General features: G+C 38.2%; 21 protein-coding genes. 4 read left to right on the forward strand and 17 right to left on the reverse strand.

The features are described from left to right. Positions 1–4: 4 nt before the first annotated feature. On the reverse strand, positions 5–187 hold the full coding sequence (locus tag HMPREF3129_RS03125) for a hypothetical protein (RefSeq protein WP_004248195.1): 183 nt from the start codon (positions 185–187) through the stop codon (positions 5–7). A 254-nt stretch (positions 188–441) separates the two neighbouring features. Here HMPREF3129_RS03125 and HMPREF3129_RS03130 point away from each other — a divergent pair, with 254 nt between their 5' ends. Next, entirely contained in the window at positions 442–1,419 is a 978-nt protein-coding gene (locus HMPREF3129_RS03130; RefSeq protein ID WP_036918427.1) for an endonuclease, read from the forward strand. A gap of 10 nt (positions 1,420–1,429) precedes the next feature. Here HMPREF3129_RS03130 and HMPREF3129_RS03135 read toward each other — a convergent pair whose 3' ends face one another. Continuing rightward, a complete protein-coding gene (locus HMPREF3129_RS03135; RefSeq protein ID WP_004248191.1) occupies positions 1,430–1,873 on the reverse strand; it encodes a methyltransferase family protein in 444 nt (147 codons plus the stop codon). 346 nt (positions 1,874–2,219) lie between these two features. Here HMPREF3129_RS03135 and phoH point away from each other — a divergent pair, with 346 nt between their 5' ends. Continuing rightward, complete coding sequence (gene phoH, locus HMPREF3129_RS03140) at positions 2,220–3,005, forward strand: phosphate starvation-inducible protein PhoH (protein ID WP_020945737.1); 786 nt, start codon at positions 2,220–2,222, stop codon at positions 3,003–3,005. 269 nt (positions 3,006–3,274) lie between these two features. Here the strand turns inward: phoH and HMPREF3129_RS03145 are convergent, their stop codons facing one another. The 5 genes from HMPREF3129_RS03145 to HMPREF3129_RS03160 all read right to left on the reverse strand — a co-directional run bounded on the left by HMPREF3129_RS03145 (position 3,275) and on the right by HMPREF3129_RS03160 (position 7,809). Next, complete coding sequence (locus tag HMPREF3129_RS03145) at positions 3,275–3,658, reverse strand: DUF805 domain-containing protein (protein WP_004243189.1); 384 nt, start codon at positions 3,656–3,658, stop codon at positions 3,275–3,277. A 529-nt stretch (positions 3,659–4,187) separates the two neighbouring features. Beyond that, entirely contained in the window at positions 4,188–5,048 is an 861-nt protein-coding gene (locus HMPREF3129_RS03150; protein WP_036918423.1) for a siderophore-interacting protein, read from the reverse strand. A 287-nt stretch (positions 5,049–5,335) separates the two neighbouring features. Further along, entirely contained in the window at positions 5,336–5,497 is a 162-nt protein-coding gene (locus HMPREF3129_RS18210) for a DUF2474 domain-containing protein (RefSeq protein ID WP_004243187.1), read from the reverse strand. Continuing rightward, the gene (gene cydB, locus HMPREF3129_RS03155) at positions 5,478–6,485 is read right to left on the reverse strand and encodes a cytochrome d ubiquinol oxidase subunit II (RefSeq protein WP_012367993.1); all 1,008 of its coding nucleotides are present in this window, start codon (positions 6,483–6,485) and stop codon (positions 5,478–5,480) included. Before cydB ends, HMPREF3129_RS18210 begins: the two co-directional genes overlap by 20 nt. After that, positions 6,475–7,809, reverse strand: a complete 1,335-nt coding sequence (locus tag HMPREF3129_RS03160; protein ID WP_036918421.1) for a cytochrome ubiquinol oxidase subunit I — start codon at positions 7,807–7,809, stop codon at positions 6,475–6,477. Before HMPREF3129_RS03160 ends, cydB begins: the two co-directional genes overlap by 11 nt. Before the next feature lie 148 nt (positions 7,810–7,957). Here HMPREF3129_RS03160 and HMPREF3129_RS03165 point away from each other — a divergent pair, with 148 nt between their 5' ends. Then, complete coding sequence (locus tag HMPREF3129_RS03165) at positions 7,958–9,373, forward strand: aminotransferase-like domain-containing protein (RefSeq protein WP_017628073.1); 1,416 nt, start codon at positions 7,958–7,960, stop codon at positions 9,371–9,373. A gap of 82 nt (positions 9,374–9,455) precedes the next feature. On the opposite strand, the gene HMPREF3129_RS03170 is transcribed toward HMPREF3129_RS03165, so the two are convergent. Beyond that, positions 9,456–10,067, reverse strand: a complete 612-nt coding sequence (locus HMPREF3129_RS03170; protein ID WP_036918419.1) for a LysE family translocator — start codon at positions 10,065–10,067, stop codon at positions 9,456–9,458. A 160-nt stretch (positions 10,068–10,227) separates the two neighbouring features. On the opposite strand from HMPREF3129_RS03170, the gene HMPREF3129_RS03175 reads away from it, so the two are divergent. Next, positions 10,228–10,695 (forward strand): Lrp/AsnC family transcriptional regulator, encoded by a 468-nt coding sequence (locus tag HMPREF3129_RS03175; RefSeq protein WP_004243182.1) that lies wholly within the window; start codon positions 10,228–10,230, stop codon positions 10,693–10,695. A gap of 109 nt (positions 10,696–10,804) precedes the next feature. Here the strand turns inward: HMPREF3129_RS03175 and HMPREF3129_RS03180 are convergent, their stop codons facing one another. The 9 genes from HMPREF3129_RS03180 to ppsR form a co-directional block, all read right to left on the reverse strand. Beyond that, positions 10,805–11,599, reverse strand: a complete 795-nt coding sequence (locus tag HMPREF3129_RS03180) for a heme ABC transporter ATP-binding protein (RefSeq protein WP_036918417.1) — start codon at positions 11,597–11,599, stop codon at positions 10,805–10,807. Next, positions 11,596–12,600, reverse strand: a complete 1,005-nt coding sequence (locus tag HMPREF3129_RS03185) for a FecCD family ABC transporter permease (protein WP_004248185.1) — start codon at positions 12,598–12,600, stop codon at positions 11,596–11,598. The genes HMPREF3129_RS03180 and HMPREF3129_RS03185 overlap by 4 nt, the downstream gene beginning before the upstream one ends. Further along, positions 12,600–13,415, reverse strand: coding sequence for a heme/hemin ABC transporter substrate-binding protein (locus tag HMPREF3129_RS03190; RefSeq protein ID WP_004243179.1), 816 nt, complete (start codon positions 13,413–13,415; stop codon positions 12,600–12,602). The genes HMPREF3129_RS03185 and HMPREF3129_RS03190 overlap by 1 nt, the downstream gene beginning before the upstream one ends. A gap of 15 nt (positions 13,416–13,430) precedes the next feature. Continuing rightward, positions 13,431–14,480 carry a hemin-degrading factor gene (locus tag HMPREF3129_RS03195; RefSeq protein WP_036918415.1) on the reverse strand — a complete coding sequence of 350 codons (1,050 nt, stop codon included), beginning with the start codon at positions 14,478–14,480 and terminating at the stop codon, positions 13,431–13,433. Between the two features lie 35 nt (positions 14,481–14,515). After that, positions 14,516–16,558: a TonB-dependent hemoglobin/transferrin/lactoferrin family receptor gene (locus HMPREF3129_RS03200; protein WP_036918412.1), complete on the reverse strand. Its 2,043-nt coding sequence runs from the start codon at positions 16,556–16,558 to the stop codon at positions 14,516–14,518. A gap of 79 nt (positions 16,559–16,637) precedes the next feature. Next, positions 16,638–18,872 (reverse strand): TonB-dependent receptor domain-containing protein, encoded by a 2,235-nt coding sequence (locus tag HMPREF3129_RS03205; RefSeq protein ID WP_017628077.1) that lies wholly within the window; start codon positions 18,870–18,872, stop codon positions 16,638–16,640. A gap of 74 nt (positions 18,873–18,946) precedes the next feature. Beyond that, positions 18,947–19,171: a hemin uptake protein HemP gene (hemP, locus tag HMPREF3129_RS03210; protein WP_070486772.1), complete on the reverse strand. Its 225-nt coding sequence runs from the start codon at positions 19,169–19,171 to the stop codon at positions 18,947–18,949. A 213-nt stretch (positions 19,172–19,384) separates the two neighbouring features. Beyond that, a complete protein-coding gene (locus HMPREF3129_RS03215; protein WP_004243174.1) occupies positions 19,385–20,434 on the reverse strand; it encodes a 3-deoxy-7-phosphoheptulonate synthase in 1,050 nt (349 codons plus the stop codon). A gap of 120 nt (positions 20,435–20,554) precedes the next feature. After that, the gene (gene ppsR / locus HMPREF3129_RS03220; protein WP_004243173.1) at positions 20,555–21,421 is read right to left on the reverse strand and encodes a posphoenolpyruvate synthetase regulatory kinase/phosphorylase PpsR; all 867 of its coding nucleotides are present in this window, start codon (positions 21,419–21,421) and stop codon (positions 20,555–20,557) included. Positions 21,422–21,472 lie beyond the last annotated feature (51 nt).

The following is a 21,472-nucleotide window of genomic DNA, read 5'->3' on the forward strand; positions in this document are numbered from 1 at the left end:
TGCTTTATACCGCATGTTGTAGCGAATTTAATGTAATATCCAGTTCGTTTTTACCAGAAATAATAATTTGAATTCTTAATTTATTTTCTGACTCTAAATTAGCATGCGCTTTAACATCTTCATTGTTCGCATGCTTTTTGGTTATTTCGACGAGCTCATTCATTAAATTCAGCATATTCTCATTCATTTTATCTATTCCATTAAAATACCAATCTTTAAACCATAGCAAAGATGTTTTTACACAATGACATGAATAGCGCCTTTTTCTAGCACTTTTCATTTGTATTGTTTTAGTAAATCCATCAAAAAATGAATTAAAAAGATATCTTCAAATAAATAAAAAAGGTATGGTAAGCGCAAATAAAAATAAGATTATTAGTTGGTTATTTAATAATAAATCTTATTAGGTTTAATAAAAGAGAGTATAAGGTAGATAGCACTTTGAGAAAAATATTACACTATATTGTTTTAGCGTTAGGTTTATTTATTATTACGCTAAATGTATCCGCACAGGCACCGGAAAATTTCACTAAAGCAAAACAGCTAGCCAGAGAACGCATTTATTATGATCAAAATCAAAACAACCAAGGTACGCTGTATTGTGGTTGTCATTGGGAGTGGGTAGGAAAATCGGGGGGACGTGTTAATTTAGCCAGTTGTGGTTATCAAGTGAGGGCACAAGCCACCCGAGCTTCACGCATTGAATGGGAACATATCGTCCCTGCTTGGGTTTTTGGTCATCAACGTCAATGCTGGCAAAATGGTGGGCGAGCTAACTGTGTTAAAAACGATCCTATTTTTGGCAAAATTGAGGCTGATTTACATAATCTAGCGCCTTCGATTGGAGAGGTGAATGGTGATCGCAGTAATTTTAGCTTTGGTCAATTATCATCTCAAGCGCCTTATCAATATGGCCAGTGTCGCAGTCGGGTCGATTTTACTTCTCGCACCTTTGAGCCTCGTAATGAGGTGAAAGGTCAAGTTGCACGTGTCTATTTCTACTTGCATGATCGTTATAACCTCTCAATGTCACGTCAACAACAACAGCTTTTTATGGCATGGGATAACGCTTACCCACCAACACCGTGGGAAAGAGAGCGAGATAATCGAATTGCTAACATTGTTGGGCATCATAATCCCTTTGTTACGGGACAAATGAAGTGGCAGTTAGGACATAAAAATAGTGGAGCAGGATTAACTGCAACATATCGTCCTACAACTGACAAAATAGAAATGCCTAAAGCGCCCACAGTCTCCCAAGATGAGCAGATCAAAGGTAATCTAAATAGTAAAATTTATCATTTTTCACACTGTACTGGTTATAGAACCATGTCAGATAAAAATGCGGTATATTTTAAAACCGAAAATGAAGCAACTAAAGCGGGTTACCGATTAGCAAATAACTGTAAAGCGCTTTAGTCTACATCTGTTATATCCAGCGTCGAACGTGGCGGCAATATTGTCGCCACGCTTGTGGAAACCGCTCACTTAATATTTTCTCTTCTTGCACAATAGTATAGCGATCGGTAATAAAGTAGAAGGCAAGCGCAGCCCCTAAAAATCCCCAGTTACCAAAAATAAAAAACAGCCCAATACTAATATCGAGAAAGCCAAGATACATAGGATTTCTACTTATTTTATATGGACCTGTGGTGACTAACTGGCGCGGTGTCTGGTGAGGGTTAGGAGATGTATTATGTTTGATAAAAAAGTAAAGGCAGAAAAATAGCCAAATCCCTGAAGTGATGATCGTTAGGGCACCTAAATAGAAAAAAACACCGGGTTTTATATTGCCTGAGTGTAGTTCAAAGCCAATAAATGGGATGCAATTGAGTAGCAGCCAATAAATAAAAGGTAATTTTAAAAAACGCATTTTATTCCCCTCAATAGCGCTCTTTGTTAGCAAAATGTTAACTTAATCGCGTTATTAATGACTTAAATATTGAAAAAATTTTTGTTCTGTCATTATACTGTCATAAAGCTTCGTTAATTTTCACTCTAACTCCATGATGGGGAATATGAATGACAGAAGCAATCAAAATTTTAAATCACCAAGACAAAGCTGGTAGCAACTGTGCATTGATGTTTAATGCTCAAGTTTGTGACCAGCTTTTTTGTTTTCTACAGCGCAATAGAGTCTGAGGGAGGCTCACCTTATTTTCTAGTCAAACAATGATTGATCTGATGACTTTTTGAGACTAACAAAGGTAAATACCATTATGAGTAGACAAAAAGCAGCAACACGTTTACGTAGAGAAAATAAACGTACATTACGTAAAGAGCAACGTAATGCCGCCCATCGAGATAATGTTATGGTTTTACCAGGATTTGGGGATCTAGAAACAATTGGTATGGCGAGAGAGAAACGTGATCAACGAACACTCTCTCCTCGTAATGAAGTTCAACGCCAATATATGAACGCTATTAAACATCAAAATTTAGTTTTTGCGACAGGGGAAGCGGGGTGTGGTAAAACGTTTTTAAGTGCAGCAATGGCTGCTGATGCCCTTATTAATAAAGAGATAGAGCGAATTATTGTTACTCGGCCTGTATTACAAGCTGATGAAGATTTAGGTTTTCTTCCTGGCGATATAGCAGAAAAATTCGCGCCTTATTTTCGTCCTGTCTATGATGTATTAGTTAAACGTTTAGGTGCCTCTTTTTTACAATATTGTTTACGGCCTGAAATCGGCAAAGTTGAAATAGCCCCATTTGCCTATATGCGAGGACGTACTTTTGAAAATGCATTTGTCATATTGGATGAAGCGCAAAATGTCACCATTAATCAAATGAAATTATTTTTAACGCGAATGGGAGAAAATGTGACAGTGATTGTTAACGGTGATATTACGCAATGCGATTTACCTGCCAATGTAAACTCAGGATTAGCTGATGCACTAAGTCGTTTTCAAGCTAATGATCGTGTTGGTGTCATTAAATTTAATGAAGAAGATTGTGTGCGTTCCAGTCTATGTCAGCATGTATTAGCAGCATATAGTGATTAAAATATTTCTTTAGCATAGCAATAAAAAAGGCAGCATATTAAATAAGAGTATTAATATGCTGCCGATAAAAAACATTCATGTTATTTAAATTACTATATGGCGTACATGAGCATAATAGTATGTGGATAATATTACTTAAAATAATCAGGTATAAAATCCTATGCTAATAGGGGGTAAGAGAAGCGACTGTAAGAGAAAGGAGAATCAACACAGTAAGTAAATTATATAAATAGTTTACTCACTGTATTAAGATAGAAATTAATTAGCTATTAAGCTTTAGGATCAAGACCAAATCTATTTTCACCTCTAGTACCATCTAAACACATAAAAATAAACAGGATCAGTCCGCCAACGAAAGGAATAAATGATAATAAAACCATCCAACCAGATCTATCTTGGTCATGAAAACGGCGCACTGTCACGGCAATATTAGGAATAATAGTTGCTAAAGAGTAGATACCGATAATAATCAAAGCAGCAAAGCCTGTGCCACTCATTTCACCAGTATAACTGTCGATAGAAGAGAACATGATCCCATATAACACGGCTAAAATAATGGTATTTACCACTATAAACATCCAATATTCTTTTCGGCGCGCACGGCCTGAAAAATTAGCGTAATTATTTTTAATAACCTCTAGGTACCAATTCATTTTTCATCCTTAATTCAATAGTAGAAATACATAGATTTAGGTTAATCTTTATTATTTTTTTGCTCAGTCAAATTCTAATAATCAAAATAAGCAATTTAAAGTAACAAGTCTATTATTTGCTATTGTTTTTGAATTTTTCACTCTAAAAATATAAATAAATTAAGTTCAATATGTTATATCTAGCTAATAAAGAGTAACGTCAAGCGGCGGTATAATAATTAAATTACTGTTCTGTTTCAATAATAATTAAATATTATTTTAGTGAAAACTTTTGATTGGCTTAATGGTTTATATTTTTTTGTTTGAATTGACTGTGTAAATTGGGTTTTATTTCTGTTATTTATTTAATTTTGATGAGTTGATAGTTTTTTTGTTTGTTTTGTCAGGAGTTGTGTTAGGTGAATTATTGTTTATATAAGTTAAATATTAAAGATTTCTTCGCTATTACCATTCCTATAAAAAGGCAGCATATTAAATGAGGGTCTTAATATGCTGCCGGTACAGCCAACTCGTTTTATCTAAAATACGCTTAGCTTACATCTTCATTATCCATAACATGATGACGCTCTGCATGATAACCTTCTTCATTAAAGCCAAAACGCCAATAAGGGATAGCATAAATCTGTCCGCGCTCATAGCCTTTATCACGACGAATATAACGTCTTAGTGCACGGATAATTTTATCTTCTCCGGCGATCCAAAATGCCACATCTTCCTTTGGTAACGACCAAGAGATAAATTCATCAATCAGAGGTTGAGTTTGTGTTTCAACAGAGCCGACTAGCCAAACAATTTCTAGCCCCTGAGGAGCATCAATGATTTGGCGATCGGATTCATTTTCTATGCGGATCACCGCTTTACCCTGTACATCGGGTAACATTGTTTCAATTAATGCCATTAAAGCGGGTAATGAGCTGGGATCGGCTGCCATATAGTAATGAGAGGCGGGAGCCAATAGGGGATCAGGGCCTCCAGGATTAGTAATGCCAATATAATCACCTACCTTGGCATTTAAAGCAAAATTAATGGCCGGCCCTGCATCTTCATGAACCGCAAATTCAATATCAAGCTCTTTTAATTCAGGACGAATAGCTCGCACACTGTAAGTTCGTACTATCGCTCTTGGTTGGTTTTCGGGCCAACTAGGGCCTTTGTCAGTGAGTGTTGGAATTGTTGGTTTAGTTTGGCCTTCTACAGGTAAAAATATTTTTAAATGGGCACCCCCTGTGTGACTTGGATAATTGTCCAAGTCATCGCTAGTAAAGGTAATAGAGCGCATGCCCGGCGTGATATCTACTATACGTTTTACTTGCACCAAACGAGGTGGTGCAGGACGATAAATATTCTTTTGTTGCGTGCTGTCTTGATTACTCACGTTTATCCAACCCATCTAAGCTATTTATTACTTGTTATATATTATCATTTACAATAAATAATGATAGTCATTATCACTATTAACACTAATTTAGTAAAGCCATGAATAAGATTGACTTGTCGAAGCGTGATGTAGTTCAAATAAGATGTAAATAAAGAAAATAAAAATCAACAAATTAAAGCGCTTGTATTTTTATGAGGGGAGAGTCACTAACAGTAACGCGAGTTAAAAAGAGGAATTTTTTTAACTAAAATAAAGCGGGAATTTATCCCGCTTTATTTTTATATTACCTGATTGATTTTTTACTTTACTTTCATTCCCGCTGCCGTCATTAAAAAACGAAATAGCGAAGAAACGGCAAATAGCGCTAAAACACTACAAAACCAAATGGTAATTAACCAACCCCATTTTTTCAGTAATGAGGGTTTTGTTTCAGGGTTCGGATCAGTGATAGCCTTCTTCATAATTGGTTTTTCCTCTGAATACGTAATAACTCCAGAATGTATAAACGAGAATAATGGGAATGATAAATAGCGCACCAACGAGCATAAAACCTTGGCTTTCCGGTGGTGCTGATGCATCGATAAAACTAATTGCCGGCGGTATAATATTTGGCCAGATACTAATCCCTAGCCCAGTAAAACCAAGAAATATAATCGCTAGAGAAGCAAAGAAAGGTAAGTAATGACCTTTTTTCTTTACTGCGCGAATAATCAACCAAGCGCTATATAACACTAGCAGTGGTACAGGTAAGAAAAAGAAAATATTGGGTAGTGAAAACCAACGTTCAGCAATCGCCGGTTGTGCTAATGGTGTCCATAAACTGACTATGGCTATCACTGCTAGCATAACGAACGTTAATGGCAAGATCACTTTATACAAACTCTGTTGTAAATGGCCTTGAGTTTTCATAATGAGCCAGCCACACCCTAACAGTGAGTAGGCAATGACTAGACCAAAGCCACAAAACAGGGCAAAGGGTGATAGCCAATCAAAATAGCTTCCTGCAAAAGTACGGTCAATAATGGGTAAACCTTGAACAATACTACCGACGACTATACCTTGCATAAAGGTGGTTAATAGAGAGCCGACAATAAAGGCGTTATCCCAAAAAACTTTATGAGTGTCATCGGCTTTAAAGCGAAATTCAAAAGCAACGCCCCTGAAAATAAGCGCAACTAGCATGATAGTTAAAGGCATGGCTAAAGCATCAAGGATCACTGAATACGCTAAAGGAAACGCACCAAATAGCGCCGCACCACCTAAAACTAGCCATGTTTCATTGCCATCCCATACTGGGGCGACAGTATTCATCATTAAATCGCGATCTTCTCTCTCTTTTATAAAAGGATAGAGCATGCCAATGCCGAGATCGAAGCCATCCATCACAATATACATTAATGTGCTAAATACGATGATGATGAACCAAATAACGGGTAAATCAATTCCCATCTTGAACCTCCGGCGCACCTTTGCGGATAAGTTTTAACATATAGGCATATCCAATTCCGAATACAGATCCATAAACGATAAAGAAAATCAGTAGGCTAATGCTCATATGCATTTCACCATGAGCAGATACCGCATCACGTGTTCGTTGTATCCCATACACAACCCAAGGTTGTCGACCTACTTCTGTAGTAAACCAACCCGCTAAAATGGCAATTAATCCTGAAGGAGCCATTAGAAAAGTGAATCGCAAGAAGAGGTTAGATTGATATAATTTTTTCTTGTAACGTAACCATGTGCCCCATACACCCACTAAAATCATCAGCATGCCAAGGCCGACCATAATACGAAATGACCAAAAAACAATCAGTGAATTTGGCCTATCATCTTTAGGAAATTCTTTTAGTGCTGGTACTTGTTTATCTAAACTATGAGTTAATATCAGGCTACCTAAATAAGGAATTTGAAGGGCATATTTGGTTTTTTCTTCATCCATATCCGGTATACCAAATAGAATTAACGGTGTAGCCTCACCAGGATTATTTTGCCAATGCCCTTCAATCGCGGCAATTTTGGCGGGTTGATGTTTTAACGTGTTTAAACCATGCATATCACCAATAAGTGCTTGAATAGGCGCTAAGATTAAGATAATCCATATAGACATCGAGAGCATCTTCTTCATTGCAGATGTCTTGTTGCCTTTTAATAAATGCCATGAAGCCGAGGCGGCAATAAAGAATGCCGAAGCAAGAAATGCAGCAACGCCCATATGAGCAAGACGATAAGGGAAGGAAGGATTAAAAATAACCGCTATCCAATCAACGGGAACTACTTGATTGTTGACGATTTCGAATCCCTGTGGTGTTTGCATCCAACTGTTGGAGGCTAAAATCCAAAATGTTGACATTAATGTACCCAATGCCACCATGCAAGTGGCGAAAAAGTGTAATTTTTCACCTACTTTGTTCCAGCCAAATAACATCACACCTAGAAATCCAGCTTCTAAGAAGAATGCTGTAAGTACTTCATAAGTCAATAAAGGGCCGGTGATAGAGCCGGCAAAATCGGAGAAAAAGCTCCAATTAGTACCGAACTGATATGCCATAACGAGACCAGAGACGACGCCCATAGCAAAGTTAACAGCGAATATTTTTGACCAAAAATGGAATAGCGCTAAATAATCCTTATTGCGAGTTTTTAGCCATAAGCCTTCCAAGACAGCTAAGAAGCTGGCTAGCCCTATAGTAATTGCGGGGAAGATAATATGGAAAGAAACGGTAAACGCAAATTGGATACGCGCCAAATCAAAGGCACTTAACCCAAACATAAACAACCTCATTATTTTGATATACAAATCGCGCTGATCTGTAAATAGCAGGTAAATCGTGTGGATAAGTAGACCATATGACAGTAAACTATAATAGTGACAATAAGTTTAAAAACGACTATAACAGTTTGAGGGTGAATAGGTAAATATGACTCGATATGAACAGCTTGCGGCACAGATACGCCAACAAATTGAAGATAATATTTGGCAATCAGGCGATCGTTTACCCTCATTACGGGATACGGTTAAACAATCAGGTTTAAGTTTAATGACCGTTTTACAATCTTATCAACTGTTAGAAAGTCAAGGGTGGATCACCGCTCGTCCGCAATCAGGTTATTATGTTGCACATCGCAATACAGGTTTTGCTCAAGTAACTGCCAGCAAAGGGCTACATATGAGTGAAAATGTTGAGATAAGCGCCTCTATATTCAATGTTCTTCAAGCCTGTAAAGATCCCAATATCATTCCGTTCGGTTCCGCCTTTCCAGATCCCAGTTTATTCATTCAACCTAAATTAAGCCGAGCATTAGCCTCTGCCGCTAGACATTTAGCCCCTCAAAGTTCAGTGATTAATTTACCTCCTGGTAATGAAAAACTACGTCGTAATATAGCCCAACGCTATGCACTGCAAGGTATTCATGTATCGCCTGATGATATTGTGATCACCGCAGGTGCGATGGAATCATTAAGTTTTAGTTTACAAGCTGTTACTGAGCCAGGAGATTGGGTTGTCATAGAATCTCCTGCTTTTTATGGTGCATTACAGGCGATAGAGCGTTTACGATTAAAAGCGATTGCTATCAAAACCGATCCGGTGACAGGCATCTGTTTAGATGAGTTAGAAAAGGTGGTAGAACAATACGACATTAAAGCGTGTTGGTTGATGAGTCATTGCCAAAATCCATTAGGTGGCACTATGCCTGATGAAAATAAAATCAGACTAGTGGAAATTTTAGCGGCAAAACAGATAACCTTAATTGAAGATGATGTCTATGGTGAACTGTATAATAGTCCAAAAGCGCCAATGCCTGTGAAAGGCTTTGATAAATCCAATAGCGTATTGCACTGCGCTTCTTTTTCTAAATGTTTAGCGCCAGGATTTCGAGTCGGGTGGGTCGCAGCCGGAAAACATGCGACTAAAATACAGCAGTTACAAATGATGAGTACTGTATCAGCGAGTATGCCAACACAACAAGCTATTGCTGACTATTTATCACAAGGGGGTTATGACGGGCATCTACGTCGCTTAAGATTATTATTAGAGCAGAGACGTTATCGTATGTTACAGGCCATACAAACGCATTTGCCTAAAGATGTTAAAGTGAATATTCCTGTCGGAGGCTATTTCCTATGGTTAGAATTCGAGCCAAGCTTTGATGCTAATACATTGTACCATTTTGCTCTCGAAAGAGGGGTGAGTATTGCACCAGGTGCTATGTTTTCGACCAGTTCACAGTTTAATCATGCTTTTCGTTTAAACTCTTCTTTTCAATGGAATAGTCAGACTGAAAAAGGAATGCAAATTATTGGTGAAGGGTGTCGAAAATTACGTCGTAAATAGCACATTAGCGTACGTATTCATCAGTTAAATGGTCATATTGCACGGCATTGAGCAAATATCACTATAAAGTGATGCTAGCCCTCTAATTAAGGGCTAAATTAACGGCTGCAAAGGTAAGTAAACTGCCGGCAATGCCATCATTATAACGGCGTCCTTTATCACTTAATCCGCCTTTTAAACCAATATAAGCGAAAATCGTACCTAAAAAGCCATAGATAAATAGACAAATAGTGATAAATATCCCAGATAAAAGCAGAGATTGCATAGCGATATCATTCTGGTTATTGATAAAATTTGGTAAAATAGCCAGATAGACGAGTAAGCCTTTCGGATTAAGAAAACTCGTTAAAAAGCCCTTGCGAAAGAGATGTGTTTTTTTATCTGCATGTAGTGCGAGTTGGCCTTTTTGGCAGGCAGATATCAGCATTTTGATTGCTAAGTAGGTAATATAAATCACACCTAGCCACTTTAGTAGATAAAAGAAAATGGGATAGGTTGCCATTATCGTTGCAAGACCCAAAGCACTAAGAATAGCATGTGTGATATAACCTGAAATGACACCGATATTGGCAAACCACGCTGATTTTATTCCTCCCGCTAATCCTTGTGAGGAGATAAAAAGAATATCGGGGCCAGGTGTGCAAATTAAAGGCAGTACTGTAAGGGCAAAGAATAACAAAGTGTTAAATTCCATCTTTTTCACCTGATTGAACAATTGAAGAAAATATCGTTTTTGCTGTGCAATTTAGCTGAAAAATTATATGATATTTTCGTAAAAATCGGGTTGCTTTGTTGCTAACAAAAATAATTAATTGGCAATAAAATTCCACAAATAGAACTAAGGTTAATCTTTGATGTCAATAAAATTGGATAAGATAGACAAGCATATTTTGCAAGTGTTACAGCGCGATGGCAAAATTCAAAACATCGAACTGGCAAAAGAAGTGGGACTCTCACCATCTCCTTGTTTACGTCGTGTACGTTTACTTGAAGAGTCAGGTGTGATCACGCGTTATGTTGCCGTATTAGATGGTAGTAAAGTTGATGCAGGATTATCTTTATTTGCGCGAATTTGGTTCAGAGCACAAGATGCTGAAACTATTGAAGAATTTGTAAAGGCGATAAAAGTATTACCCGAAGTGGTTGAATGCCATCTAATGGCGGGAGAATGTGATGCACTTATTCGCATTGTGACAAAAGATCTCGCCACTTATCGCCGTTTTCACGCTGATTATTTAACACAAATTCCTAGCATTCAAAGCATAAAAACAGAAGTACCCATGGAGACGGTAAAAGTGAGTTTTGCTTTACCATTGCAGTAATACTCTATTTGGTGAAGGTAATAATCATCCAATAGAAATTATGTTATTAAGCGTCTTTTAAGGACTGAGCTCTGTATTCAACAGGGCTCAGTCCTTTCTCTTTTATTATTTATGGGCGTAAAAAAACTTGAGGTTGAGATAATTCAGGATGAGTATTAATACTGACCTCGGCGCCATACCATTTTTCAATATTCTCAGCGGTGAGCACATCTTGAGGTGTACCTTCGCAAACTAATTTTCCCTGATGCAGTAATAAAATACGATCAGCATAAAGGGAGGCGAGGTTGAGATCGTGCAGAACACAACACACCATCAAATTTTGTGTTTTGACCAGTTGCTTTAATAAACGCAAACTTTGTTGCTGGTGGTAGAGGTCAAGTGCCGATGTGGGTTCATCAAGAAATAGCGCAACATTCTCAGGTGTTGGTTGCCAAAGTTGAGCAAGCACTCTAGCAAGTTGCACTCTTTGTTGTTCTCCACCTGATAATTGACGGTAATCTCTTGTTTTGAGCTTTAAACAATTGGTTTGTAATAGCGCGGTTTCTATTGCGATTTGTTTATGTTTTTGCCCATGTGGTGCTCTTCCCATAGCGACGACTTCTTCTACAGAAAAAGAGAATGATAGCTGGCTGTTTTGTCGCATAACAGCACGGTTTTGCGCTAATAATTGGCTATTCCACTGTGAGTAAGTTTTCCCTTTAAAAAAACATTCTCCTTGTGTCGGGGGAGTATAGCCGGTCAATAAACGTAATAATGATGATTTCCCAGCACCATTCGGACCAATGATTGTGACAAGCTCACCGGTATTAAGTGCAATAGAAACATCCTCAAGAATAGTTTTATTGCCGATTTTATAGCTCAAGTTATTGCCATATAATAATGGAGTGTGTTGATTTTCCATCATGACATGCGTCCTGCTGGTTGTCGTAAAATAAGCCAAAGAAAATAAGGTCCACCAAGAAGTCCGGTAATAAGTCCTACAGGAATTTCCGCAGGGGATACCAAGGTTCTTGACAGGGTATCTGCGGCTAATAAGAGTATTGCTCCCCCTAATAGGGTGGCCGGTAATAACCAAATATGGTTACTGCCTAATCGCATACGAATAAGGTGGGGCACCACAAGACCAACAAACCCAATAACACCACTTAATGCAACGGCACAACCGATTAAAATGGCACTGAGTAGTAGTAAAATAAATTTTGTTTTTCTTACATTTAACCCTAAATAATGTGCTTCTTCATCACCGAGTTGTAATAGGTTAAGTTTATGACCTTGCCAACAGGCTAATGCACTAATGGGAATAATCACGAGAGTTGCAATCGCCAAGGTGTTCCAGTCTATTTTACTTAAAGAGCCCATCATCCATAGTGAAAATTGGCGCAGTTGCTGATCTGTGCTGATATAGCTCAATACACCAATAAAAGACATACAAAGCGCATTAATGGCAATTCCCGCTAGGAGCAATCTTGCCAAGTTACCATCACTTAATTGATGCAATGAAAAAATAATCATTGCCACTATTAAGCCGCCAATAAAGGCGGCAATAATATGACTGTAGAAAGAAAATACGGATAAAAAAGAGAAGGGCAAAATAATCACAATAGCGACCATTAGCGCAGCACCACTGCTAATACCTAGTAATCCAGGATCGGCAAGTGAGTTTCTAAATAGTCCTTGCATGATGGTGCCTGATATGGCTAAAGCGCCACCGACGAGAATAGCTAATAGTACTCGAGGTAAACGAATATCAAGCCAAATTTGCCACTCTATATCATCAAAAGAGCGATCCCATAAAGTACTAAATGAGAGTGCTAGCGGGCCGCTATTAACAGAAATAAGCGTAATGATGGTAAATAAGATGAGTAAAATGGCAATACTCATCCACGGTGAGCGAAAACGAGACATTATTGCTCCAATGCTTGACGAATTTGTTGCATAACTTTGGGGGTTGATAAGGTAAAGCCTAATAAACCCATATCATCAACAACGATATAGCGCTTATTTTTACCTGCGGGGGTGTACTTTATGCCGGGCAAGTCCCACAGTTTTTCGATACCTCCAATACCTTTTATTCCCTCTTTAGTGACCAACAAAATATCAGGCTGGCTGGCAATAACCCCTTCTTGTGACAGTAAGCGGTAACTACTAAAACCTTGCATAGCATTTTTTCCGCCTACCAGTGTGATAATCGTATCTGCAGCAGTATTTTGACCGGCAGCCATAGGGGCAACACCACCATGGCTCATGATATAAATAATTTTTTTATCAATAGGCGTCGTGGCAATTTGATTAATAGATTGAGTGAGCTTTTCTTTTAATTGCTGACTCTCTGTTTCTTTTTGTAAGAGGGTTGCAATGGCATCGATTTTTTCATTAATGGCTTCTAATGAACGTGTACCCGTAATAGTTTCAACAGGTACACCTGCTTTTTCGATACGACGTAATGCAAAAGAAGGACGAGCTAATTCGCTAGCAATAATCAGCGTCGGTTTAACCGAAAGAATACCTTCAGGATTGAGCATGCGCATATAACCCACATCGGGTAATGATTTAACTTGCTCTGGTACTAAACTCGTACTATCTCTAGCAATGACCTGATCGCCTGCACCTAATGCAAAAACAATTTCAGTAATATCACCACCAATAGTGACAATACGTTGTTTAGCGAGGCTGGTGAATGTCATCAAACTACACAGGATCAAAAGAAGCCATTTTTTCATTGAGCTATCCTTCTATTAAGCTATTTTAGCAAGAGCGTTGAGTTGCTCACGCCATTGTTGTTGTTCTTTTGTTCCCTCAGTGCGTTGTCCATAGAGCTGAGCAATCTGTTGACCTTTGCTATCAAATAGTTCAAGACTTGTGACAAAACCATCTTGGGTTGGCTTACGAGTGATCCAGCTTTCCACAATTTCGCTCTCAATTAAATGCAGTGTAAATGCAGGATTAAAAATGTTAATCCATACTTGTTCACTATTTTCAAATTGATGAGGTACTAAACGATCAATTTTACCGGTAAAGATCTGTACACAACCTCGATTTCCCACGAAAATCATAATTTCATTTTGTACTTCTTTCGCCAGTGCTAATAATGTTTTTAAGGCACTATTATCTACTTGATAAGCTAAATCATCACTGACCGCTTTGAACGCTTGCTGGCGACTGAGATTATTTTCTTGCAGGATTTTAAAGAATTGATGAACGTCAGTCATCGAGCGCCATTGCTGTTCTAACTGTTGTGCTAATGCCGTTGTTACCGGTGCATCAGTAAAAGGTTTAGCGGGGGTAATCTCTAATACGGGATTTTCTGGTGATAAATAAGTATCGATTAAGGTATTCCATGCGTCCATATGAGTATTATCAGTGGTATACACTTTATGGAGAGAATCACCATGAAGATCAAAGAATTGAATACTATGACGAATGCCACGAGTCGTCTCTTCGGTTAATGCAAAGATACTTGCCCAATGAGAGAAGAAAAAGCGTAAATCGAGGGCTCGAGGGTTTAAGATCAATCCTGCATGATCGTTAAAACGAGCATTGGTATATTCACCAAGATGTTCATGAACCGCAATTTCATTACGAGTAATGGCTTTCACTTCGCCTACGGTTGCGAGAGCGGTTAAAATATCACGAACATCACCATGTAAGCGTTTAGCATCGTGCCCAACACGCGCGTGAGTAAGCTCAGCTTCACTTACATTAAGGTAAGTTGCTAAATCACGCGCATAAGATGCTTTTTTTTCATTTTTTGCTTGCAGGTAGCTCTCATAAAGAGGTTTAGTCACGGAAACTCCTATTGTTTCGTTTATTTTATTGTTAATTACCATTGATAACTCACCAGTACTTTTGCATTGCGCCCCTCTTGAGGAATACCCGCAGAAGAGTAGTATTTTTTATCAAATGCATTACCCAGTACCAGTGAGGTTGTTAGCCCTGTTAATGAAGCACTACCTTCATAACGGAGGTAGAAATCATTGACACCATAACCCGCTTGTTGGCGATTGGTCGGGCGATTAAAGCGATCATGTTTTGTAAAATCTGTTTTTTTAGTAAATTGTCCCACCCAACCTACGGAAAAATCACTATTGGGTACGGGAATATCGAGGCGACTGGTTAATGTATCTGGCTCAATAGAGGTAATAGAGGCATTACTGGCATTATCTTTTCCTTTTGTATGGTTATAAGCCAAATCCCAACTAAAGAACTTCGATTGATAATTCATCTCGATATCCCAACCCCAAATAGTTGCTCTTGGAATATTCGTCGATTGTGTATATCCCTGAAAAATAGCGACATCTGTATCAATATAATCTTTTGCACGCGTATTGAAATGGGCAGCTTTAATTTTCAGATTATCATTATTAGATAATAAGTCGTCGAATTGAAAACCGAACCCGTATTCAGTTGTTGAATTGGTTTCGGGCTTTAAATTAGGGTTAGGGCGCCAGTAATTGGTTGGTGCTCCGGGGAATGGGGCATCAAAATGTTTAGCATCGTTATACATCTCGCCAATTGTTGGTGCTCTAAAAGCTTGAGCATAAGAGGTATAAAGCATTAACCAATCTGTGGGTGTAATACTAACGGCTCCTTTTGATGACCATTTATCAGCGCTGATGTCATCATAACGATCATTTTGACTGCTATATTTATCAAACCTTGTACCGACGATGAATGAAATGGGTACATCACGTAAAGTCATTTCATCTTGTAACCAGCCTGACATAAAACGAATATCTGCTTTAGGGAAGCTTTCGGCATTTGCACTGGGTGATTGCTTTTGCTTATAGATCTCACCGCCATAAGTTAAAGCGTGAGCAGCAAAGGGGTAGGTGGCTAATTGAGTGCGATTTTCAATTTTAATGCCATAGGTTTTTTGCTCTCTACCTTCAAATCCTTTTTGTTGTGTTTTCGCATTAATATCTACCTCGCTGTAATAGGCTTGTGTTTTTAGGTTAATCCATGACATATCACTAGGATGATATTGATAGGTTAACTGTGCATCTTTTTGTGTTGTAGTACGATTTGTCGCTACATTAGCCAGTGTTGGGTTATTGGCGAGTTGTGGATCCTTAGGCTGTTGTGCGTTGTTATGATAATAGCGTAATTGGCCACTTAACGTATTGCTATCATCAATAAACCAACGTCCTTTAGATAATAAGTTAATGATTGTTTCATCGTTTTGCGCACGATAACCGCCTCCATAGCGAGTTGTACCTTTATCACGAGCGGAGAGGGCGAGTAATCCATCGAAATTGTCTTGTTGACCAAAAGCGGTAATGCCAAATCCTTGACTCTGTTGTGCCGTATTACCAAGGGCTGTAACACGCACACCACCATGTTCATTTTTTGCAAGCAAGTCGCTGGCATCAACGGTATCATATGCCACAACCCCACCGAGGGCACCGCTTCCATATAAAAGTGCTGAAGGGCCACGAACCACTTCAACTTGTTTAATGAGTAGAGGATCGACAAAAATACTGTCAATATGACCTGTATCAGTACCTTGGCGTATGCCATCTACTAGTGTCAAAACACCGTTACTACTGTAGCCACGCATACTGATAGTTTCACCGTTTGTGCGGCCAGCTCCTGATATTGAAATGCCCGGTATATGACGCAACAATTCAGTGGCACTTCCTGCCGTTTCTGTCCAAGCACTGTTATTTTTTATGACGGTCGACATCATTGGTAATGTAAAGCTATCTCGCTCGTTACCTGTTGCATAAACCGTTATTATTTGTGTGTTTCTCTCCCCGCTATTTTTTTCTCCATAGATTTGATTTTTATTTTCAGCGAATGCACTGCTAATCGCTGTTGCAACAACTAAAACACTCACCTTTATGCATCGCGATGATTGAGACATACAGGTCGATCTCCGTTATTAAAATGGGCTGCTAAACTCAACAGCCCGTTATGATAAAAATCATTGCTCTTTTTATTGTTTACCAGCGATAACTGACAGACATTTTGATATTTCTAGCTTCTTGAGGCACACCTACCGTTGAGTAATACACTTTGTTGAATGCATTATCGAGTACCAATGAGGCTTGTATATCTTTATTATTGGATTGATAGTTGACTGCAAAACTATGCACACCATAGCCAGGGTATTGCTGAAGATCTTCTTTTAATCGAGTAGTCACTTCCTCTGAACCAGGGTATTTATGTGTGCCTTTTTTGGCCGTTGGACCGGCAAACTTTCCTGACCAAGCAACAGAAAATGGTGTTTTGATAATGGGTACATTTATAAAAGCGGTTAATGTTTCAGGGCGCACCATTGAAATAGTCTCTAGAGACGACAGTTCCAAGGTTTTAGTTTGATTGTAATTTACCCCCATAGCGATGTATGGATGAGAATATAGCAATCTTAAATCAAAGCCGTGAATAAGCGCTTTAGGCAAGTTAACTGATTGAAATAATAAAGGTTCACGAGCATCTTTAATGGGAGATAACGCAATATGACTATTTTTTAATTGGATAGGCTTACGACTATGATACCACTGTTGATAAGTAATGTGGTCAATCGATTCAGTGCTGTAATATGAAGCTTTAATGTTTATCTGGTCATTGGTAAAAATCAACGCATTTTTTTGTAAATTGATACCATGTTCCCATGTTCTATTCGTCTCTGGTTCTAATGTGGAATTTGGAACCCAACGAGCATCATAGCTTTTCTTATTAAAAGGGGAAATTATAGTGAAATGTACTGAGTCATTATACATTTCGCTTAAAGTCGGCGCCCTAAAGGCAACAGAATAAGAAGAATAGATCTGTAACCATTTGGTCAGTGTGAGACGTAACGCAATATTTTTAGAAATATTTTGATATGTTTCTTGATATTTGTCGGCGGAGGTCATGTCTCCTTTTTTATTTAAGTCTTTGTAGTAATCTAAAGTTTTACTGTTATCAGGGACATTTTGATAATAGTTGTAACGAAGACCCGCAATTAAAGTAATGGGTAATAGAGGGGTATTGAACGTGTTATGAACCCAACCTGAGGCATTATCCATATGTGATAAAGGGAAATTTTTAGCCTTATTATTCGATACCATCTTCTGTTTTTCAGCATCAATGCCGATAATCACAGATTGAGTCAACCTATCTTGAAAGTAATTTAAATTAAAGGCGTTTTCTACTTTCATACCATAGGTATATTGGGTACGTTTTTCAGAATTACCTAGCACACTTTCTATGTCTGGATATATTTCTTTGCGTGTATCCGTCAGAAACGTATGCGCAATTTTAAACTGAGAATAATAAAGTTGAGTGCTCAGATCGAGCCAATCATAATTATTTGGATTTAAATGATAGGTGAGTGAGATATCATTTTGTTTGGTGGCTCGATACATATTATTACTGTCTCTTTTTCCAAACCCTCCCATTCGATTTAAAACTTCTCTTTGCTCTCCTGCATTATTATATTGACGGGCAGAAAAAATAACGGTTTGTTCCTCTGTAGGGTAAACATAGGCTTTTGCAAAATAATTTTTGATACGTTCGTGGTTATTTAATATTGAGTCATCAGCAATACGTATTGGGCCACGCTCTCTTTGGCTATAAGCCAATAACCCTTCCACTAACTGATGTCTACCTGCGATCACACCACCATAAGAAAAATGTTTATCCGCAGAAGAGAATGAGCTAAATAATTTAGCACCAAGGTTTTTATTGGCGTCTAATAACTCATTTGGATGGAGAGTTGAGAACGATACAACGCCACCTAGCGCGCCACTTCCATGTTTAACCGAAGAGCCACCATGTTTGACTTTAACGCGCGAAATAAGTGAAGGTTCAATAAAAAGGCCACCAAGCTTGTTCATAGTATTATCAATAGGTTGATGAATACCATCCACAAAGATTTTGACACCTCTTTGATCGTAACCACGCATCATAATATTGCCACCATTGGCGATCCCCGTCCCTGATACGGTGATCCCCGGGATTTGTTTTAACAATTGCCCCGTGGTAGATGCGGTTTGAGCTTGTGCTGAACGGGTATCGACGACAGATTGAAAATCCGTTATTTGATTGTCTTGTTGCCCAATAACAGTCAATGTATCTGTCTCTACTTTTTCAATATGAGCAAAAGTAGTCGGCGCGTATAACAGACAAATTGCTGTAGCTAATGTGGAGTATTTGAAATTTCTTTTCAGCATAGACATACCATTAATATCCATAAAAGTCCTTGTATATGGAGTGAATTAGCTGGCTGCCTAGCAAAATAGGTGGCTTGCGAAAAGGGATTAAATATTTATTTTGTTAGGATAAGTTTTCCTGTTTTTGTTTGGCGTAACTGATACAACTCTCCGTTATGTTGAATATAAACCACGCCCGATTTACCCAGTAATTCTATGCTATTTATAGATTGAATGACTGGGGAGCTTGTTTCACGTGTTATCGATGAATCGTTTAAATTATGAACATTTTTATTCATTTTAATAGCAATACTGATAGAGGTTATGATTATGATAATCATTATCGTTATCAGGATATTTTAGACAAGCTTTTTTTAACGTAAACGCCTAAATTTAAGATGATTAGTAACAAAAGAACAACAAAATAGGATGTTAGAATAAAAATCATACAGTTGATTAGTGTGGGAGAAGGTAAAGCTTAATCTTAATGAAGATGGATAACGACTTTTTGTGTAAGTTAAAAAGGAGAGGTAACACTCTCCTTTTTGGCGATATTATTTAAATCGACTTTCAACCGCTTGAGCTAATAATTCCAGTAATTGTTCGGTATCTTCCCAACTGAGACAAGGATCAGTGATCGATTGTCCATAGGTCAGCACCTTATCTGCTGTGACTTTCTGTGATCCCTCTTGTAAAAAGCTTTCTGCCATAACACCAACAATAGCTTGTGAACCATCCGTAATTTGTTGAGCGACATTGCGTGCAACTTCAAGTTGGCGACGATGAATTTTTTCACAATTACCATGGCTAAAATCGATGACCAAGTGTTCAGGTAAATCAAGTTGTTTCAGTGCATCAACAGCATCTGCTACATCACTGGCATGATAATTAGGCTTTTTACCGCCACGCATAATAATATGACCGTAGGGATTTCCGCTGGTTTGGTAAATTGTCATACGTCCCGTTTTATCAGGTGATAAAAAGGTGTGACTAGCACGAGCGGCACGAATGGCATCTATCGCAATGCGTATATTACCGTCAGTGCCATTTTTAAATCCCACAGGGCAAGAGAGGGCGGAGGCCATTTCACGGTGAACTTGACTCTCTGTTGTTCTTGCCCCGATAGCCCCCCAACTGATTAAATCTGCAATATATTGCCCCGTGACCATATCAAGAAATTCAGTGGCTGTGGGGAGTCCTAATGCGTTGATCTCAATTAGCAGTTTCCTTGCAATACGAATGCCTTCATTAACATTACAAGAGTTATCAAGGAAAGGATCAGAAATAAGGCCTTTCCAACCAATAACGGTACGCGGTTTTTCAAAATAGGTTCTCATCACGATTTCTAGACGGTCATGAAAACGCGCTTTTTGTTGATTTAGTTTTGTTGCGTACTCTTTAGCCGCCTTGGGATCATGTATAGAGCAAGGGCCAATAATAACTAATAGTCGTTTATCTTCACCAGTGAGAATAGCTTCAATGCGTTGACGGGCAGAAGTGATATTACTGATAATCTCTTGTGAGATGGGTAACTCATTAGCTAACGTTTCCGGCGTTACTAGGCTGGCTAAAGCCTTTGTCCGTAATTCGTCTGTTTTTAACATAATTTATCTCAATAAAAATACAGGGTAAGTCTACCCAGTGATTAAGATCACAATAAACGAAATTCAGCTAATTTCAACACTGTTATTGGTGAAAAATAAATAAAAAATGACTTACTGTCTCTAGAACATTCTTCTGGCTAATCCCATAGAATCAATTACCTTAGTGGAAATTTCTTCAACAGAGTAGTTTGTCGTATTTAGGTAAGGAATGTTATTTTTCCTAAATAGCGCTTCAACTTCCGCTAATTCAATACGACATTGACGAATAGATGCATAACGACTGTTTTCACGACGTTCGCTACGGATAGCAGCAAGGCGTTCTGGAGCAATGGTTAAGCCAAACAATTTATGTTGATACTCTTTTAATTCAGGAGGCAATTTTAAAAAATCCATATCATCAGCAGTAAAAGGGTAATTAGCCGCTTGAATGCCAAATTGCATCGCTAAATATAAACTGGTAGGGGTTTTACCGCAGCGTGAGACACCGATTAAGATCACTTGCGCTTGGTCGAGATTGCGTAAAGAGATCCCATCATCATGAGATAAAGTGTATTCAATAGCAGCAATTCGAGCATCATATTTGCTGAGATTTTTTTCCGTTAAACCGTGCGTTTTATTTAATTGAGGTAGCGCTTGAACGCCAATTTCTTTTTCTAAGGGGAGAACTAATGACTGCACAATATCCTGACAGAATCCTTCACTACTATTTATTATTCGTTTTACATCAGGACTAATAATAGAGTAGAAAACCAGAGGCTTGGCGCCACTTTTTTTATAAATTTCATTAATCTTATTTTTTATTTCTTCTGCTCTTTCTACAGAAGATACAAAAGGTAAGGTATAGCTTTTCATTTTTAATGGAAATTGTGAGAGTACCGCATGGCCTAAGACTTCTGCAGTAATAGCGGTGCCGTCAGAGATAAAAAAAACAGTTCTATCAACAAGTTCATTATTATCACAGTTAATTGAATTCAAACTTAATATCATTCCTCTCACCTTTTTTTTAGCTGAATTAGCAATTCAGACAATATTATCTAT

This window comes from Proteus sp. HMSC14B05 (assembly GCF_001808035.1).
Classification (GTDB): domain Bacteria; phylum Pseudomonadota; class Gammaproteobacteria; order Enterobacterales; family Enterobacteriaceae; genus Proteus; species Proteus mirabilis.

What these genes read in the sequence shown, in the direction of transcription:
- HMPREF3129_RS03125 (WP_004248195.1), bottom strand. Translation starts at nt 187, where the DNA reads ATGAATGAGAATATGCTGAATTTAATGAATGAGCTCGTCGAAATAACC.
- HMPREF3129_RS03135 (WP_004248191.1), bottom strand. Translation starts at nt 1,873, where the DNA reads ATGCGTTTTTTAAAATTACCTTTTATTTATTGGCTGCTACTCAATTGC.
- phoH (WP_020945737.1), top strand. Translation starts at nt 2,220, where the DNA reads ATGAGTAGACAAAAAGCAGCAACACGTTTACGTAGAGAAAATAAACGT.
- HMPREF3129_RS03145 (WP_004243189.1), bottom strand. Translation starts at nt 3,658, where the DNA reads ATGAATTGGTACCTAGAGGTTATTAAAAATAATTACGCTAATTTTTCA.
- HMPREF3129_RS03150 (WP_036918423.1), bottom strand. Translation starts at nt 5,048, where the DNA reads ATGGGTTGGATAAACGTGAGTAATCAAGACAGCACGCAACAAAAGAAT.
- HMPREF3129_RS18210 (WP_004243187.1), bottom strand. Translation starts at nt 5,497, where the DNA reads ATGAAGAAGGCTATCACTGATCCGAACCCTGAAACAAAACCCTCATTA.
- cydB (WP_012367993.1), bottom strand. Translation starts at nt 6,485, where the DNA reads ATGGGAATTGATTTACCCGTTATTTGGTTCATCATCATCGTATTTAGC.
- HMPREF3129_RS03160 (WP_036918421.1), bottom strand. Translation starts at nt 7,809, where the DNA reads ATGTTTGGGTTAAGTGCCTTTGATTTGGCGCGTATCCAATTTGCGTTT.
- HMPREF3129_RS03165 (WP_017628073.1), top strand. Translation starts at nt 7,958, where the DNA reads ATGACTCGATATGAACAGCTTGCGGCACAGATACGCCAACAAATTGAA.
- HMPREF3129_RS03170 (WP_036918419.1), bottom strand. Translation starts at nt 10,067, where the DNA reads ATGGAATTTAACACTTTGTTATTCTTTGCCCTTACAGTACTGCCTTTA.
- HMPREF3129_RS03175 (WP_004243182.1), top strand. Translation starts at nt 10,228, where the DNA reads ATGTCAATAAAATTGGATAAGATAGACAAGCATATTTTGCAAGTGTTA.
- HMPREF3129_RS03180 (WP_036918417.1), bottom strand. Translation starts at nt 11,599, where the DNA reads ATGATGGAAAATCAACACACTCCATTATTATATGGCAATAACTTGAGC.
- HMPREF3129_RS03185 (WP_004248185.1), bottom strand. Translation starts at nt 12,600, where the DNA reads ATGTCTCGTTTTCGCTCACCGTGGATGAGTATTGCCATTTTACTCATC.
- HMPREF3129_RS03190 (WP_004243179.1), bottom strand. Translation starts at nt 13,415, where the DNA reads ATGAAAAAATGGCTTCTTTTGATCCTGTGTAGTTTGATGACATTCACC.
- HMPREF3129_RS03200 (WP_036918412.1), bottom strand. Translation starts at nt 16,558, where the DNA reads ATGTCTCAATCATCGCGATGCATAAAGGTGAGTGTTTTAGTTGTTGCA.
- HMPREF3129_RS03205 (WP_017628077.1), bottom strand. Translation starts at nt 18,872, where the DNA reads ATGGATATTAATGGTATGTCTATGCTGAAAAGAAATTTCAAATACTCC.
- hemP (WP_070486772.1), bottom strand. Translation starts at nt 19,171, where the DNA reads ATGATTATCATAATCATAACCTCTATCAGTATTGCTATTAAAATGAAT.
- HMPREF3129_RS03215 (WP_004243174.1), bottom strand. Translation starts at nt 20,434, where the DNA reads ATGTTAAAAACAGACGAATTACGGACAAAGGCTTTAGCCAGCCTAGTA.
- ppsR (WP_004243173.1), bottom strand. Translation starts at nt 21,421, where the DNA reads ATGATATTAAGTTTGAATTCAATTAACTGTGATAATAATGAACTTGTT.